Origin of the sequence: Confluentibacter sediminis (assembly GCF_003258355.1) — a bacterium.
Lineage (GTDB): Bacteria > Bacteroidota > Bacteroidia > Flavobacteriales > Flavobacteriaceae > Confluentibacter > Confluentibacter sediminis.
The window spans coordinates 196,951-213,833 of record NZ_QKPO01000006.1 but is presented as its reverse complement, the minus strand read 5'-3'; the positions used below and the strand labels follow the sequence as shown (position 1 = coordinate 213,833).

15 protein-coding genes are annotated in these 16,883 nt (G+C 34.5%); 2 read left to right on the top strand and 13 right to left on the bottom strand.

Annotated features, from left to right (window positions below; translation table 11 throughout):
• Positions 1-56 precede the first annotated feature (56 nt).
• From ftsA to mraZ, 12 genes are all read right to left on the bottom strand, one after another.
• Positions 57-1,370 carry a cell division protein FtsA gene (ftsA, locus tag DKT72_RS06965; RefSeq protein ID WP_111308015.1) on the bottom strand — a complete coding sequence of 438 codons (1,314 nt, stop codon included), beginning with the start codon at positions 1,368-1,370 and terminating at the stop codon, positions 57-59.
• Between the two features lie 3 nt (positions 1,371-1,373).
• The gene (locus DKT72_RS06960; RefSeq protein ID WP_317048425.1) at positions 1,374-2,066 is read right to left on the bottom strand and encodes a cell division protein FtsQ/DivIB; all 693 of its coding nucleotides are present in this window, start codon (positions 2,064-2,066) and stop codon (positions 1,374-1,376) included.
• Between the two features lie 16 nt (positions 2,067-2,082).
• Positions 2,083-3,435 carry a UDP-N-acetylmuramate--L-alanine ligase gene (gene murC / locus DKT72_RS06955; RefSeq protein WP_111308013.1) on the bottom strand — a complete coding sequence of 451 codons (1,353 nt, stop codon included), beginning with the start codon at positions 3,433-3,435 and terminating at the stop codon, positions 2,083-2,085.
• Between the two features lie 2 nt (positions 3,436-3,437).
• Complete coding sequence (gene murG / locus DKT72_RS06950; RefSeq protein ID WP_111308012.1) at positions 3,438-4,544, bottom strand: undecaprenyldiphospho-muramoylpentapeptide beta-N-acetylglucosaminyltransferase; 1,107 nt, start codon at positions 4,542-4,544, stop codon at positions 3,438-3,440.
• Between the two features lie 81 nt (positions 4,545-4,625).
• Positions 4,626-5,819 (bottom strand): FtsW/RodA/SpoVE family cell cycle protein, encoded by a 1,194-nt coding sequence (locus tag DKT72_RS06945; RefSeq protein ID WP_111308011.1) that lies wholly within the window; start codon positions 5,817-5,819, stop codon positions 4,626-4,628.
• A gap of 94 nt (positions 5,820-5,913) precedes the next feature.
• Positions 5,914-7,245 (bottom strand): UDP-N-acetylmuramoyl-L-alanine--D-glutamate ligase, encoded by a 1,332-nt coding sequence (gene murD / locus DKT72_RS06940; protein ID WP_111308010.1) that lies wholly within the window; start codon positions 7,243-7,245, stop codon positions 5,914-5,916.
• A gap of 12 nt (positions 7,246-7,257) precedes the next feature.
• Positions 7,258-8,499: a phospho-N-acetylmuramoyl-pentapeptide-transferase gene (gene mraY, locus DKT72_RS06935; RefSeq protein ID WP_111308009.1), complete on the bottom strand. Its 1,242-nt coding sequence runs from the start codon at positions 8,497-8,499 to the stop codon at positions 7,258-7,260.
• Positions 8,500-9,963: a UDP-N-acetylmuramoyl-L-alanyl-D-glutamate--2,6-diaminopimelate ligase gene (locus tag DKT72_RS06930; RefSeq protein ID WP_111308008.1), complete on the bottom strand. Its 1,464-nt coding sequence runs from the start codon at positions 9,961-9,963 to the stop codon at positions 8,500-8,502.
• Positions 9,960-11,915, bottom strand: a complete 1,956-nt coding sequence (locus DKT72_RS06925; protein WP_111308007.1) for a PASTA domain-containing penicillin-binding protein — start codon at positions 11,913-11,915, stop codon at positions 9,960-9,962. Before DKT72_RS06925 ends, DKT72_RS06930 begins: the two co-directional genes overlap by 4 nt.
• Before the next feature lie 64 nt (positions 11,916-11,979).
• The gene (locus DKT72_RS06920; protein ID WP_111308006.1) at positions 11,980-12,297 is read right to left on the bottom strand and encodes an FtsL-like putative cell division protein; all 318 of its coding nucleotides are present in this window, start codon (positions 12,295-12,297) and stop codon (positions 11,980-11,982) included.
• Between the two features lie 26 nt (positions 12,298-12,323).
• Positions 12,324-13,232, bottom strand: coding sequence for a 16S rRNA (cytosine(1402)-N(4))-methyltransferase RsmH (gene rsmH, locus DKT72_RS06915; RefSeq protein WP_111308005.1), 909 nt, complete (start codon positions 13,230-13,232; stop codon positions 12,324-12,326).
• Entirely contained in the window at positions 13,207-13,677 is a 471-nt protein-coding gene (gene mraZ / locus DKT72_RS06910; protein ID WP_111308046.1) for a division/cell wall cluster transcriptional repressor MraZ, read from the bottom strand. Before mraZ ends, rsmH begins: the two co-directional genes overlap by 26 nt.
• Positions 13,678-13,970: 293 nt before the next feature.
• On the opposite strand from mraZ, the gene DKT72_RS06905 reads away from it, so the two are divergent.
• A complete protein-coding gene (locus DKT72_RS06905) occupies positions 13,971-14,735 on the top strand; it encodes an alpha/beta fold hydrolase (RefSeq protein WP_111308004.1) in 765 nt (254 codons plus the stop codon).
• A 36-nt stretch (positions 14,736-14,771) separates the two neighbouring features.
• On the top strand, positions 14,772-15,377 hold the full coding sequence (gene yihA / locus DKT72_RS06900; RefSeq protein ID WP_111308003.1) for a ribosome biogenesis GTP-binding protein YihA/YsxC: 606 nt from the start codon (positions 14,772-14,774) through the stop codon (positions 15,375-15,377).
• A gap of 81 nt (positions 15,378-15,458) precedes the next feature.
• On the opposite strand, the gene DKT72_RS06895 is transcribed toward yihA, so the two are convergent.
• Complete coding sequence (locus tag DKT72_RS06895; protein ID WP_111308002.1) at positions 15,459-16,883, bottom strand: carboxylesterase/lipase family protein; 1,425 nt, start codon at positions 16,881-16,883, stop codon at positions 15,459-15,461.

Genomic DNA, 16,883 nt, shown 5'->3' with positions numbered 1-16,883 from the left:
GTTTTTTACTTAATATTTTTGATTCAATGGTTGGCTGATTCTGATTTTTCTTATTATTATTCTGCGTTATCTAAAAAATCCTTAACCCTTTCGGTTAACTTATCTAGAAACGAACGTCGCTCCTTTACTGGCTTTTCAACAGGTTTTTCTTCTGGTTTTTCCTCTTCTGTTTTAGGAGACAATTTTTCTTTTTGTTCTATCTTTTTTCTTTCATTGCGTTTTATGCCATCCAAAACCAAACCAACTGCCGTAGCAAACAATGGGCTTGTAACTTCTTCATCGCTATCACCTGCCAAATGCTCGTTTGGATATCCTATTCTGGTATCCATTCCTGTAATATATTCTACCAATTGTTTAAGATGCTTTAGTTGAGCACCGCCACCGGTTAAAACAATACCGGCTATGAGCTTTTTCTTTTGTTCTTCATGTCCATAGTTTTTAATCTCTACATACACTTGCTCAACAATTTCCACAACACGTGCATGTATGATTTTAGACAGATTTTTTAATGTGATTTCTTTAGGCTCTCTACCTCTTAATCCAGGAATGGACACAATCTCATTTTCTTTATTTTCTCCTGGCCAAGCTGAGCCAAATTTTATTTTCAATAATTCGGCTTGTTTTTCTATAATAGAACATCCCTCTTTAATATCTTCTGTAATAACATTTCCACCAAAAGGAATCACCGCTGTATGGCGAATGATACCATCTCTAAAAATGGCTAAATCTGTGGTTCCACCCCCTATATCTATTAAAGCTACACCTGCCTCTTTTTCTTCTTGACTTAATACAGCATTTGCAGACGCTAAAGGTTCTAATGTGATACCTTCTAAATTCAATCCTGAACTTTGCACACAGCGCCCAATGTTTCTTATAGATGACACTTGACCAACAACCACATGGAAATTCGCTTCCAATCTGCCACCATACATCCCTATCGGCTCTTTAATTTCAGCCTGTCCATCCACTTTATATTCCTGAGGTAATACATGAATAATCTCTTCTCCAGGCAACATAACCAACTTATGCACTTGATTGATCAGTCTGTCAATATCCTCCTCATCAATAACCAAATCTGAATTAGGCCTTGTGATATAATCACTGTGCTGTAAACTACGTATGTGTTGACCCGCTATACCAACCGTAACACCTTCTATTTTCATTTCGGCAGAAGCTTCGGCTTCTTGGATCGCTTGCTGTATAGATTGGATGGTTTGTGTAATATTATTTACCACGCCACGATGCACTCCTAAACTTTTAGATTTACCTATACCTAAAATTTCAAGTTTGCCGTATTCATTTTTACGACCAATCATTGCCACAATTTTTGTGGTTCCTATGTCTAATCCTACTGCTATATTATGATCCATAGTTTACGTTTTGGTACATACTACTTGATTATCAAATTGTAAATTAACTTTACTATAATTATTAAGTGTTTTTTCTTTTAAACTCTTTTGATAAAATGCTTTTAGGTTGTTTACTTTTTTATCTAAAAAATCAACACTTCCTAATTGAACTAAAAAACGACATTGTCTTAGTTTTAAATAAATCATCTTGTCTGTATCTTGACGAATCTCAACAACATTCATTTTTAAAAAATCATCACTTTCAATTTTATTTGCCACAACAAACAAATTCTCCAAATTATTTTTATCAACATTACCGGTTACTAATGGTACTCTTGCCGAATAATTTGATGACAATGGCATATAAAAACCTTCGTCATCAATATAATATGACGCATTTGTACACACTCTAGCAATTGGTCTTTTCTGCTCGATTTCAGCGTTAAGTATACCATTTACAGCAATATACACTTCCGCTGATTTAATCATTGGGTTAGAATTCAGGGCGCGCTCTAATACATTCAAATCTAAAGTTTCTTTAGGCATATTTTTTACATCCTGATAATTTTGTATTAACAATTTACTAACAGTTTCGTAGGTGATAAAAAGATTATTATCTCCAATAAATTGAATGTTGGGTTGCGATACTTTTCTAACGGCATTTCTACTTGATGCAAACGCAAACAAGAAAACTACCAAACCTAGTAGTGCGATCATTTTTATGTAATTCCAATTAACTCGCAACGCTCAATTCTTTTTTAATTTTTTTTACTTCTTCCCCTATATCGCCTGCTCCAATGGTTAATATCACTTGCGCATGACTTTCTTTAATTTTAGAAATCAATGCTTCTTTACTAACTAATTGCTTATTATCATTGGTTATTTTACTTAGTAACCACAACGATGTGACACCTTCTATCGGCAGCTCTCTTGCCGGATAAATATCAAGCAATAAAATATCATCAAATTGTGATAAACTTTTAGCAAAATCGTCAATAAAATCTCGCGTCCTACTAAATAAATGAGGCTGGAAAATAGCTAAAATCTTTTTATTAGGATACATTTCCCTAACCGCCTGATGGACGGCATTAATTTCTTCTGGATGATGTGCATAATCATCTATATAAACCAAATTCTCTGTTTTGATTTGATATGTAAATCGTCTTTTAACTCCTTGGTAAGATGCTAAAGCTTTGGCGAGCTGTTGGTACGGGCAACCATATTCTACAGACATCGCCAAGGCTATTAATGCATTCGACAAATTGTGTCTACCAGGTAGGTTAAATTTTAAATTTTCCAGCACTGTTTTAGGTGTTTTAACATCAAAAACATAGGTACCATTTTCGATTTTTATATTTTGGATGGTATAATCTGAATTATCTTCTATACCATAGGTAATGCCTTTAATTGGCAATCCATTTCTAACAAATAATTTTCCATTTTGTTTTACTTTCTTTGAAAAAGCAACAAAGGATTCTTTTAAAGTTTCAGCATTTCCATAAATATCCAAATGATCGGCATCCATAGATGTAATGCAAGCAATATCTGGTGATAAAGTCAAGAACGAACGGTCAAATTCATCTGCCTCAACTACTGAAACTTCAGTGCCATTAAGTATCAAATTGGAATTATAATTCTCACTAATACCACCTAAAAATGCAGTTAATGGCACATCACACTCTTTCATCAAATGCCCAAGAATGCTTGTAGTGGTTGTTTTTCCATGAGTTCCAGCAACAGCCAAACAAAACGTATTTTCAGTGATTAGCCCTAAAATTTGAGAACGTTTTAAAACATGAAAACCATGATTCTTAAAATATGTCAATTCTGAATGATTTTTAGGAATAGCTGGTGTGTAAACAATTAAAGTCGTAGCTGGATTTAAAAATGACGTTTCAATATGTTCAATACCATCTTCAAAATGAACTTCAATACCTAAATCCGTTAAGCTATTAGTAATCTCGGTTGGTGTTTTATCATAACCCGCCACATGTTTCTCATTGGCTTTAAAATATCTAGCTAAGGCACTCATGCCTATACCGCCAATGCCGATAAAATAAACGTTATGTATATTATTTAAGTTCATTTTTATTCTTCAAGTAACTTTACAACTTCATCTACTATTTGGTTTGTTGCATTTGCCAATGCTAATTTTTTTATATTGTCCCCTAACTGTTTTTGCTTTTCTGGAGATGACATGAGTTGTGAAAATTTATTTTGAAAATCTGCTTCCAAATCTTCCTCTTTAATAATCATAGCTGCATTTTTATCCACAATAGCCATCGCATTTTTTGCCTGATGGTCTTCTGCAACATTTGGCGATGGAATGAATATGACTGGTTTACCAACCACACATAATTCTGAAACAGAAATCGCTCCCGCTCTAGAAATTACCACATCTGCTGCTGCATAGGCATAATCCATATTGTTCAAAAATTCATGCACCTGAACATTTTTTGTATGACTATAAATCTTATATTGCTGATAATAAAGTTTTCCACATTGCCATATAACCTGCACATTTTGGGTACTCAAAAAATCTAATTTACTTTCAATCAATTCATTGATTCGTCTAGCTCCCAAACTTCCACCTAAAACCAAAAGGGTATACTTCCCATGTTTTAAATTGAAAAACTCCTTTGCTTCAAGTGTTTTTGTTTCAACATCCAATAATCCTTTCCTCAAAGGATTTCCCGTTTTTATGATTTTATCTTTTGAAAAAAAACGCTCCAAACCATCATAAGCAACACATATTTTATTCACTTTTTTTGCCAATAATTTATTCGTTATGCCCGGATATGAATTTTGCTCCTGAATAAGCGTCGGTATTTTTTTTGAAGCTGCTACATTTAACAATGGACCACTTGCAAAACCACCTGTTCCTATAACGACATCTGGTTTAAATTCATTAATAATACTTTTTGCTTTCATTAAGCTACTAATCAATTTAAACGGAAATGCTAAATTTTTGGCAGTAAACTTGCGCTGAATACCAGAGATCCATAAGCCTTTAATAGGATATCCAGCTTGTGGCACTTTTTCCATTTCCATCCTATCTTTTGCCCCAACAAATAAAAATTCTGCATCAGGAAAACGATATTTTAATTCGTTAGCGATAGCAATCGCTGGATATATATGCCCACCAGTACCGCCGCCCGAAAGAATGATTTTATATGTTCTGTTTTTGTTACTCACTTTTATTTTTTTTAAGTACTTCGACTGCGCTCAGTATGACATTTAGTTAATATATAAATGTTTTTTTAAAACACTTATAAATCAAATGGTTTCCGATAGAATTTCTAACGGATTTTCTTCCATATATTCCTGCTCTTTTAATTCTTCTCGCTTAGCACTGACACTCAAAATGATTCCCACAGCTAAACACGTCATCCAGATAGAGGTTCCTCCGCTACTTATTAATGGCAATGTTTGACCTGTAACCGGAAACAATTCTACCGCAACTGCCATATTTATTAGGGCTTGAAAAATTATTGGCAACCCAACACCTAAAACCAAAAGTTTACCAAATATTGTATCAGATTTCTGTGCTACAATGACTATTCTGAACAATAACCACATATAAAGTATCACCAAAGTAACACCACCAATCAATCCATATTCTTCAATGATAATAGCGAAAATGAAATCGGACGAAGATTGCGGCAAAAAGTTCTTTTGAATACTTTTCCCTGGCCCTAAACCTTGAATACCTCCTGAAGCAATGGCAATTTTAGCTTTTTCAATCTGATAATCGGCTTCCGTATCCTCATCATTGGCATAATTCAAAATCCTATTTTCCCAAGTGGTTACTTTCACGTTCAATGGTCCATCTGTTAATTTAGCCACCATAATAAAAAACACTAAAGCAATAAGTCCAGACCCTAAAATAATTGCTAAATAACGAATGGGATACCCTCCAATGAACACCAATATTAATACCATTAAAAAGATAATGGCGGCTGTAGAAAAATTAGATGGCAATATGAATGCTAATACTAAAAAAACGGGAACCCAAAGAGGAATGATCGTAGACTTAAACGTTATATCTTTATCTTGTATTTTAGACATATATCGAGCCACATATACCATTAACACAACCAATGCAAACGTGGATGTTTGAAATGACACCCCCACAATAGGTATTTGAATCCATCTGCTAGCACTAGCTCCGCCCATTACCGTCCCTTGCATCATGGTAATAACAAGCAATACCAATACCACAGGAATCATGACTAAAGACAAACCTTTAAAATATCTGTAAGGGATTTTATGAACCCCATATATTATTGCAAAACCTAAAGACAAGTGCATAAAATGCTTAACAAAAAACACAAACGTATTGCCTTCCCCTCTATCGTAAGCCAAATCGCTTGAAGCACTATAAACAGGTAAAAAGGATAAAATAGCCAACAAAGCAACTATAGCCCAAATAAGCCTGTCTCCTTTTATATTTTCAAATAGTGTTTTCATTTTGTATATCCTTTCAAGGCATCTTCCTAAATGGAAGTATTTAATTTATTCAATCGCTTTCTGTCAATCCTATGAAAGCAGGCATGACAACATATTATAAATTTCTAACAGCGTTTTTAAATTGACGGCCTCTATCTTCATAATTTTCAAATAAATCAAAACTTGCACATGCTGGCGACAATAACACATTGTCTCCTGCCTCGGCTATTTTGTAAGCTATTTTCACAGCTTCATTCATAAATTGTGTTTCAACAATAACATCAACCATGTTGCCAAATGTTTTAAAAAGCTTTTCATTATCAACACCTAAGCAAATGATAGCTTTTACTTTTTCATTAACAAAAGGAAATAATTCCTCATAATTATTGCCTTTATCAACCCCTCCAACAATCCAAACGGTTGGCGCATCCATACTTTCCAAAGCATAGTAAGTCGAATTCACATTTGTTGCTTTAGAATCGTTGATATATTGCACTTTATTAATTTTTAACACATGCTCTAAACGATGCTCTACTCCTTGAAAATTTTCCAAACATTCTCTAATGGTTTGTTTTCTTATTTTCAATAAATGAGCTGCTGTTGAAGCAGCCATGGCGTTTTTAATATTGTGCTTACCTTCTAATGCTAGGTTTGTTGTTGGCATAATTATTTGGTTATTATCTATAGTTATTATTATATTATTATCTTTTAAATACGCACCATTTTCAATAGTTCTTATTAATGAAAACGGTAATAATTTCGATTGAATTGGGTGTTGTTTTAAATGATTATTTATCACCTCATCATCAGCATCATAAATCAAATAATCATCTTTGGTTTGATTCATTGTTATTCTGAATTTAGATGCGATATAATTTTCGAATTTGTAATCATATCTATCTAAATGATCCGGTGTTATGTTTGTTATTACAGCTATGTGTGGTTTAAAATCAATAATATCATCTAATTGAAAACTACTTATTTCCAATACATAGTTTTGGTAATCTTCTTCTAAAATCTGCTTTGCAAAACTGTCGCCAATGTTTCCAGCCAACCCCACTTCCAATTCTTGTTTTAAAATATAGTGCGTTAAGGTTGCCGTGGTTGTTTTACCATTGCTGCCCGTTATCCCAACAATGGTCGCTTTGGTATATTTAGCAGCAAATTCAATTTCAGAAACCAGTAAAATTCCTTTTTCACGAATTTGCTTCACCAAAGGTGCTTTATCAGGAATTCCAGGGCTTTTCATAACAATGTCTGCATTTAGGATTTTCTCCTCAGAATGCTTTTCATCTTCCCATTCAATCTCATTATGTATAAGAACCTCTTTATATTTATCTTTTATTTTTCCCTTATCGGAAACAAACACATCAAAGCCTTTTTCCTTTCCTAAAAGTGCTGTACCCACACCACTTTCACCTCCTCCTAATATGACTAGTCTTTTCATTTACGACTCCTTTTATCTAATTTTCAATGTCACAATAGATATAATAGCCAGTAAAATTCCTACAATCCAAAAACGGGTAACGATTTTACTTTCATGATATCCTAATTTTTGATAATGATGGTGTAACGGTGACATTTTAAAAATGCGTCTTCCTTCCCCAAATTTCTTTTTTGTGTATTTGAAATAACTCACCTGCATAATCACTGATACATTTTCTGCTAAAAAAATGCCACAAAGCACTGGAATTAACCACTCCTTACGAACCGCAATAGCAATTACAGCTATAATGCCCCCGATAGTCAAACTTCCTGTATCTCCCATAAACACTTGAGCCGGATACGTATTATACCACAAAAACCCAATAAGCGCTCCCACAAATGCTGCGATGTAAATGGTTATTTCCTCTACCCTTGGGATATACATTATATTGAGGTAATCTGAAAAAATAATGTTTCCAGAAACCCATGCAAATATCCCTAAAGTGAGTACAATAATAGCAGATGTTCCAGCTGCTAATCCATCAATTCCGTCAGTTAAATTAGCTCCATTTGAAACCGCAGTAATTATTAATATTGAAATGATGATGAATATTACCCAAGCATATTCACTCAATTTCGGGCTTATCCAAGTAATGATATCAGCATAATCAAATTCATTGCCTTTAACAAATGGAATGGTTGTTTTCGTTGATTTATGTTCTTCTTTAAAAAATTTAGCGACAGAGACATTAGGGTCTGCCGAACGCATTTGCTGTTGTACCTCAACAGACACTTTTTCTTTGATAGTAACATTCGGATTAAAATATAAAGTCGCCCCAACAATAACACCTAAACCTACTTGACCCAATACTTTAAACCTACCTTTTAGACCTTCCTTGTCGTTTTTGAACTTTTTAATATAATCATCTATAAAGCCTATAGTTCCCATCCATAATGTTGTAACTATTAACAATATGATATATGTATTACCAAGTTTTGCCAATAACAATACGGGAATTAATGTGGCCATAATAATAATGATACCACCCATGGTAGGCGTTCCTGCTTTCTCTTTTTGACCTTCAAGCCCTAAATCTCTAATGGTTTCCCCTAACTGTTTTCTTCTTAAAAAATTAATAACCCGTTTCCCATAAATAGTAGAAATAAGCAATGACAAAATCATTGCCAATGCCGCTCTAAAGGTTAAAAAACCAAAGAGTGAAGCTCCTGGGAATTGGAATTGCTTTTCTAAATATTCAAATAGGTAATACAGCATTTATTTTTGTAATTGTTTTAAAAATTCTTGTACCATTTTATAATCATCAAAATCAAAACGTTCTCCTTTAATTTCTTGATAGGTCTCATGCCCTTTGCCAGCTATTAAAATAATATCATTAGCTTGTGCCATTTGGCATGCTGTTTTAATAGCCTGACTTCTATCTGTAATGGAAAGAGACTTTTTAAAATTTTGAGGCTCAACGCCTTTTTCTATCTCTTTAATTATGGCTTCTGGCTCTTCACTTCTTGGGTTATCACTTGTAAAAATAACTTTAGTGCTTAATGCAGCAGCTATCTGCCCCATAATAGGACGCTTGGTTTTATCTCTATCACCACCGCAACCAACGACCGTTATTAATTCTTCATTTTTAGTACGGATGCTATTAATCGTTTCCAATACATTTTTTAAAGCATCTGGGGTATGGGCATAATCAACAATAGCAGTAATTTTTTCATCTGAAATAAAATATTGAAATCGTCCACTTACACTTTCCAAGCCACTTATTAATCGAAGGATCTCAACTTTTTCAAGCCCCAATAATTCAGCTGTTGCATAAATGGCCAATACATTATAGGCATTAAAGTTGCCTATAAGGCGTGTCCAAACTTCACTTTCATTCAACTTCAACAATAAACCACCTAACTGGTTTTCTAAAATTTGGGCTTTATAATCAGCATAGGTTTTTAGGGCATAGGTATATTTTCTAGCCTTAGTATTTTGAAGCATGACCAAACCATTTTTGTCATCAATATTTACAAGTGCAAACGCTTTAGGCGGAAGGGCATCGAAAAACGATTTTTTCACATCTCTATATTCCGCGAACGTATTATGGTAATCTAAATGATCGTGGGTTAAATTGGTAAAAATACCACCTTCAAAATGCAGGCCTTCTGTTCTGTGCTGATGGATACCATGAGAACTCACTTCCATAAAGCAAAACTCAACACCTGCTTCGTTCATTTCCTGTAAATATTTATTAATAGTTAAAGAATCTGGCGTCGTATGAGTCGCTTTATATTCTTTAGTATCAACCAATATTTTTACTGTTGAAAGCAATCCTACTTTATATCCAGCATTTTTAAATAATTGATATAATAAGGTGGCAATGGTTGTTTTTCCGTTCGTACCAGTAACACCAACGAGTTTTAAATTAGCCGACGGCTCTTCATAATAATTGGAAGCCATAATAGCCAGTGCTTTGCTTGAATTATCTACTTCAACATAAGTAATACCTTCAATTAATTTATCAGGCAATACTTCACAGATTATAGCTGTTGCTCCTTGTTTAATGGCAGTCTCAATATATGTATGCCCATCAACCACACTACCTTTTATGGCAACAAACACATCATGTTTAGTGATGTTTTTTGAATTGAAATCAATAGCATGAACCTCTACACCTGTGTTACCTACTACAGCGTTTAGAGTGACTTTATATAATATGTCTTTTAGTGCTATCATGATACCTCTAAAACAACGGTTTGATTTTTATTTATTTTTTGTCCAGATGTAAGCGACTGCTTTTTAACAATTCCAGAGCCACTTAGTTTTACCTTAAGCCCCATGTTTTCCAATAAAGAAATGGCATCCATAGCTGGCAAACCAACCACATTGGGCATAATGGTTTTATATGTTTGAGCTGCTCCATAGTAATTTTCAAATTCTTTTTCAACAGAAGCATTTTTAACTTCAAGAGACTCCACTTCGTCAACAATGGGCGTATCTATAAATATTTTTTGAGCAATTTTTTTGAACACAGGACCAGACACATCGGCTCCATAATACCCTACGCTTTTGTCAGGTTCGTGAATGACCACTATACACGAGTATTTCGGGTTATCAGCAGGAAAAAAACCTGCAAAAGACGATATATAACTTAGTTTATCTTTTTTAGCATAATTCTTTTGGCATGTGCCTGTTTTGCCTGCCATTGAAAAATTAGACGAATACAACTTATGGCCTGTACCATGATCTTTTTCAACCACATTTTTAAGCAATTGTGTTACTTTATAAATAGTTTCTTTTGAACATATTTGTTTATTGATAACCTGTTTTTCAAATGGTACAATGGTCTTATCAAATTCTTTTACCTCCTTTAAAAATTGAGGTCTTACCATCTCACCACCATTAGCAATAGCATTGTAAAAGGTTAATGTTTGTAACGGGGTAAATGACACCCCATACCCATAAGCCATCCATTGCAACGCAATACCACTCCAACGTCCATTTTTTATTCTAGGATCCGGTATTATCGGACTAGGTTCTCCTATTATTGGAATGTCCAGTTTCTGATTTAAATGCATATCATACAACCTATCCACAAATTTTTCTGGTTGATTTCTATAGGCTTTATCTATAGCTTTAACAATACCAGTATTAGAAGACACTTCAAAAGCTTCCGAAACAGTAATTTTACCATAGCCCCCATTATGAGAATCTCGTACTTTTTTTCCATAAAAAGTTAAAATGCCTTTTTCGGTATCAACCACATCACTCGTGTCGATTACTTTATCTTCTAATGCAGCAGTTACCGCCATAAGTTTGAATGTAGAACCTATTTCGGCTCGTTCACCAACTGCATAATTTAAACGTTCTAGATATAGTCCATCAGGATTTCTACCCAAGTTAGAAATTGCTTTAATTTCGCCTGTTTTAGTTTCCATGACCACCACACACCCATGGTCTGCTTTATATTTTTCCAGTTGTTCCAATAGCGCATGATGTGCAATGTCTTGAATGTTCACATTAATGGTTGTGTACACGTCGTAACCATCTTGAGGCTCAATCTCATTGGCATCGCTAATAGGCTTCCATTGGCCTTTACCTATTTGTTGCTTGGTTCTTCTCCCATCCTTTCCTCTTAAATATTGTACACCATAGGCTCCGTCTATCCCCGCTCTTGTTAAATTACCCTGGTCATCAAACCTTTCATAACCAATAGAACGCTGTGCAATACCTCCCATAGGATGCTCACGTTTTGTAGTTTGCTCTACAATTAAACCACCTTTAAACGCTCCAAGATTTAATAATGGAAAGTTTCTAATTCGTATGTAATCAGAATAACTAATATTTCTAGCCAAAAGAAAATACCTGTTTTTATTAGCTCTAGCTTTTCTAAGCTCATTTTTATAATATCCTGACGACTTACCCGAATATTTAGAAAGCGAATCTGACAATGGGTTTAAATAGGCTTCAAAATTCTTAGCCGATGGTGTCATAGCATCAAACCGTATTTCGTACTTAGGAATTGAGGTCGCTAATAAATTACCATTCACAGAATATACATTACCTCTGTTTGAAGGAATCACAAAATCTTTAACAATACGCTGACTTGCCAAAGCCCTATATTTATCTCCATGGACAAATTGAATGTTTACCAATTTAAAGACAACACCAAGCCCGAAGATGAACATACATCCTGCTATAAAATACAATCGGTTTAATATGTTCTTTTCGTTTACTGCCAACTTTCGAACTTTATTTTTGGGATTTGACTTTTATTTTTTTTGGCGGGATCACAGATTGTGACAAGCCTTTTTCTTTCATTCTATTCGTGATTTCCGACTCCATCTTTAACTGCATCAATTTTGACCGTCCATCCACAAAAGCCGAACGCATTTCTTTAACTTCATTATCCATACGTGCAATTTGATATACTTTTTTGTCTGCACTATGCGAACTCGCAATCATAATCAAAGCAAGAACCGAAATGAAGATGATGAATCTCCAATTTTTAAAAGAGTCATCATTAACTAAAAATGTTCCTTTTAATATGCTGTAGATGTTTTGCTTCATTTACTATTCTAAACACTTTATAATCCTTATATTTTTTCCGCTATTCGAAGTTTTGCACTTCGTGCTCTATTATTAATTTTTATCTCTTCTTTAGAAGGCACTATTAAACCATTTACTTTTTTTAATGGCACTTCAAAATTCCCGAAGACATCTCTTTCGGGCTCACCTTCAAATAAGCCACTTCTTATAAATCTTTTAACCAATCTATCCTCTAAAGAGTGGTACGAAATAAAACTTAAACGACCTCCTTCGTTTAGCAAATCTGGTGTTTGCACCAAAAACTCTTTCAAAGCCTCTATTTCCTGATTCACTTCAATCCTAATGGCTTGATATATTTGTGCCAATACTTTATTCTCATGTTTTGGTGGCAAAAATTTTTTAAGAACCTCTTTCAACTGAGCGCTGGTTACAATTTTTTCTGAATCCCTATACTCTACAATAAGTTTTGCCATGGCTGGTGCCGGTCTCAACTCACCATATTGCCAAAACACTTCTTTTAGCTTCTGCTCTTCATAATCATTCACCACATTATAGGCAGACAAAGTGTTTTTCTGGTTCATTCTCATATCCAAATCCGCATCAAAACGTGTTGAAAACCCACGCTCCGCTACATCGAATTGGTGAGATGACACCCCAAAATCAGCTAAAATTCCATCAACTTTCTTAACCCCATAAAATCTTAAAAACCGTTTTATATGTCTAAAATTTTCATGGATTAGCTTAAACCTGTTGTCATCAATCGTATTTTCAAGAGCGTCTTCATCTTGATCAAAAGCAAACAATTTTCCGTTTTCACCAAGTCGTTTTAATATTTCTTTACTATGTCCGCCACCACCAAAAGTGACATCTACATAGACTCCATCTTCTTTAATATTTAATCCATCAACAGTTTCTGTTAACAGAACAGGGTTATGATATTCCATTATCGTCGTCATCTTGTCCCATTACTTCTTCAGCTAAATCCGCAAAATCTCCTGTAGCATCATCAATGGCTTGTTCATATTTTTCTTTATCCCAAATCTCAATAATGTTTATAGATGGAGAAATCACAACATCTTTTGAAATTCCAGCAAACACGGTTAAGTCTTTAGGTATCAATAAACGTCCGCTAGCATCAATCTCAACAATTTTGGCTCCGGCACTAAAGCGGCGAATAAAATCATTGTTCTTCTTTTTAAACTTATTTAACTTATTCATTTTTTGCATTAAAAGCTGCCATTCTTCCATGGGATACAACTCTAAGCATGCTTGAAAAACTGAACGCCTTAAAACAAATCCATTTTCCAAAATAGGAGACAACTGCTTTTTAATACCAGAAGGCAACATAAGCCTGCCTTTGATATCTACTTTACAATCGTATGTTCCTATTAATGAATTCAAACCGTTTTTTTTCGCTTTTAGATGTTTAAGCTTCAAATATATTGAAAATTTTACCACTTTTTACCACTTTACCCCACTTTGTTAATAATTTTTACCCTCACACACATTTTGCCGAAATTAATTGGGCTTAAATCCCACTAAGTTCTTACTCTCAATTTGTTAGATTATTATTTTTTAAGATTAGGCTCGTTGTTAACATCCCTGAAAAGTATTTTTTCTAGAATCAATTAAACATGCTGAAATATGAATGAAATAACTATATTTGTTTTTTAACGAAAAGGACTAACCATTTAATGACGCATCGTTTAAAAAAAGAAAAAAACTACAGCTACATAGAAGCTGGTGAAGGCACCCCAATTATAGTATTACATGGTCTTATGGGTGGCTTAAGTAATTTTGATTCCGTTATAAGTTTTTTTAGCAGTAAAGGTTACAAAGTAATTGTTCCAGAGTTGCCTATTTATACCAAACCTCTCCTTAAAACCAATGTTAAAAACTTCGCAAAATATCTCTATGATTTTATTGAATTTAAAGGTTTTGAGAAAGTTATTTTATTGGGAAATTCTCTTGGAGGCCATATTGGTTTGTATCACACCAAATTACATCCGGAAAAAGTACAAGCACTTATAATCACAGGGAGTTCAGGACTTTACGAAAGCGCTATGGGCGGTGGCTACACCAAAAGAGGGGATTATGAGGTGATAAAAAAGAAGGCTCAGGAGGTTTTTTATGACCCTGCAGTAGCTACAAAAGAAATTGTTGATGAAGTTTACCAAACTGTTAATGACAGAAACAAATTGATTAAAACCTTAGCGATTGCCAAAAGTGCCATTAGACACAATATGGCTAAAGATTTGCCAAAAATGAAAACCCCAATTTGTATTATTTGGGGCAAAAATGATACCGTGACCCCTCCTGAAGTCGCCGAGGAGTTTCATGATTTATTACCAGATTCGGAGTTATTTTGGATAGATAAATGTGGGCATGCTGCCATGATGGAACACCCTGATGAATTTAATCAAATTCTTGATGGTTGGTTACAAAAAAGAGGCTATTAAATTTATATAACCCAATACCTCACATAAATTATAATCATGGATATTAAATCTGCTGAATTTGTTATGAGTAATTCTGATGTTGCAAAATGCCCTAAGGCATTGCTACCAGAATATGCTTTTATAGGCAGGAGTAACGTGGGCAAATCGTCTTTAATAAACATGCTCACCAACAGAAAAAGTTTAGCAAAAACATCCGGAAGACCTGGCAAAACTCAGTTAATCAACCACTTTTTGATTAATAAAAACTGGCATTTAGTTGACCTACCAGGGTATGGTTATGCACGTGTTTCAAAATCATCAAAAAAAACATTTCAAAAATTCATTACTCAATATTTTGGTTTGAGAGAGCAATTGGTATCCGCTTTTGTATTGGTAGATATTAGACATGCACCTCAACCCATTGATTTGGAATTTATGCAATGGCTAGGCGAAAATGCCATTCCGTTCTCTATTATTTTTACTAAAGCCGATAAGTTAAAACCAAAAGCCATTGAAAACCATGTAGAAGATTACAAAAATGTACTTTTAGAAACATGGGAAGCTATGCCAAATTATTTTATAACGTCTGCATCTCTAGAGACTGGAAAAGAAGCTGTTTTAAATTATATTGACGCGTTAAATGGAAATATGAAACTCCATTAAATTTCGCTTTTATCAAAAAAAAGAATGAAGGTGACACCTAAATTTATCGGTACCACCTTCAAAACATATTTCATTGAATTTTTATCTTCTAAAAGAATTACCTTTATATTCAGGAGTAGCGGTCATTTTTAAATCTGCTTTATCTCCATTTACATCAAGCAACATAAACTCAGGATGTTCTTTTGTATAAGGCTTCCAAACACCACCTTCTTTTCCGTTAGGATCTCCATACTTTGCAAAATTGGTCCAAAAATCAACCATTTGATTACTCAGTGCTTCATCACCAGCTGTAAAAGGCCTCCAACTATGCTTTAGTGAATGAAATATATACCACAAATCTGATGAATGGAATGCGCCACTTTCATCACCTGGCAATTGACGTTGGAATAAATAAGCATACGTTGGTTTATTACTTTTTTCTGCACGTAAAGCAGCAAAATCGTTCACTGGCTTAGTCATATCTCCTAAATCATTAGCTGTAAAACCTATCATATAAGGAATGTCTGGTATATTATTCACCAATGCTTCATCAGAAAATGTATTATTTAAAAAATAATCATCAATAACAGGACTCCAACCAACGCGAGTTTTTGTAGTATCCGCATATTTTTGGGACAATTCTATAAGTTCATCAAAAGAAAGCTTACGCATATCATCCAACGTCGTTTTTTCAAAAAAGTCCATCATCTTTTTATTCGCTATTTGTGCCGTATCTAGTGGAGTACCAGGCCTTCCTCCTAAACCTCCACCACTCATGCTAATAGCTTTGCTTATTAGATTTTTAGATTTAGGGGAAGCACATAGCGATTGTACACTACCAGCCCCAGCACTCTGACCAAAGACGGTTATATTATTGGGGTCTCCGCCAAATTGTGCAATGTTTTTATTAATCCATTTCAATGCTGCGGCTTGGTCCATTAAACCATAGTTTCCAGACACGCCATTAGGACTTTCTTGTGATAAAAGTGGGTGAGAAAAGAATCCCATAACACCAAGACGATAAGTTACAGTTACTAAAATAACTCCATGGGACGCCCAATCTTCACCACCATCCATTTCTGGTTCAAAAGCAAAACCTTCGCGGTAGCCGCCTCCATGTATCCACATAGCAACTGGGAGTTTCTCGTCCAATTTACCCGCCGCTGGCGTCCAAACATTTAAATAAAGGCAATCCTCACTAAACGGCACAGAACCACTAGCTTGCCATTCCTTTCCATAAAAACTTTCGGGATCCCATGTTAATTGGGACGCTGCATTACCATATGCATCTGCTACTTTAACACCTTCCCATGAACGAACAGGTTGAGGCTCTTTCCAACGTAAATCACCTACTGGAGGAGCAGCAAAAGGAATCCCTTTATAGGCAACAATACCATCTGTTGAGGTTTGCACTCCTTGTATTTGACCTCCTTCAATAGTCAATATGGGATTTGAATTCTGCTTTTCATCACATGACATCAATGCCAATGAAAAAGCCATAAAAATGAGAAAAGATAATTTTTTCAT

What these genes read in the sequence shown, in the direction of transcription:
- ftsA (WP_111308015.1), bottom strand. Translation starts at nt 1,370, where the DNA reads ATGGATCATAATATAGCAGTAGGATTAGACATAGGAACCACAAAAATT.
- DKT72_RS06960 (WP_317048425.1), bottom strand. Translation starts at nt 2,066, where the DNA reads ATGATCGCACTACTAGGTTTGGTAGTTTTCTTGTTTGCGTTTGCATCA.
- murC (WP_111308013.1), bottom strand. Translation starts at nt 3,435, where the DNA reads ATGAACTTAAATAATATACATAACGTTTATTTTATCGGCATTGGCGGT.
- DKT72_RS06945 (WP_111308011.1), bottom strand. Translation starts at nt 5,819, where the DNA reads ATGAAAACACTATTTGAAAATATAAAAGGAGACAGGCTTATTTGGGCT.
- murD (WP_111308010.1), bottom strand. Translation starts at nt 7,245, where the DNA reads ATGAAAAGACTAGTCATATTAGGAGGAGGTGAAAGTGGTGTGGGTACA.
- mraY (WP_111308009.1), bottom strand. Translation starts at nt 8,499, where the DNA reads ATGCTGTATTACCTATTTGAATATTTAGAAAAGCAATTCCAATTCCCA.
- DKT72_RS06930 (WP_111308008.1), bottom strand. Translation starts at nt 9,963, where the DNA reads ATGATAGCACTAAAAGACATATTATATAAAGTCACTCTAAACGCTGTA.
- DKT72_RS06925 (WP_111308007.1), bottom strand. Translation starts at nt 11,915, where the DNA reads ATGTTCATCTTCGGGCTTGGTGTTGTCTTTAAATTGGTAAACATTCAA.
- DKT72_RS06920 (WP_111308006.1), bottom strand. Translation starts at nt 12,297, where the DNA reads ATGAAGCAAAACATCTACAGCATATTAAAAGGAACATTTTTAGTTAAT.
- rsmH (WP_111308005.1), bottom strand. Translation starts at nt 13,232, where the DNA reads ATGACGACGATAATGGAATATCATAACCCTGTTCTGTTAACAGAAACT.
- DKT72_RS06905 (WP_111308004.1), top strand. Translation starts at nt 13,971, where the DNA reads ATGACGCATCGTTTAAAAAAAGAAAAAAACTACAGCTACATAGAAGCT.
- yihA (WP_111308003.1), top strand. Translation starts at nt 14,772, where the DNA reads ATGGATATTAAATCTGCTGAATTTGTTATGAGTAATTCTGATGTTGCA.
- DKT72_RS06895 (WP_111308002.1), bottom strand. Translation starts at nt 16,883, where the DNA reads ATGAAAAAATTATCTTTTCTCATTTTTATGGCTTTTTCATTGGCATTG.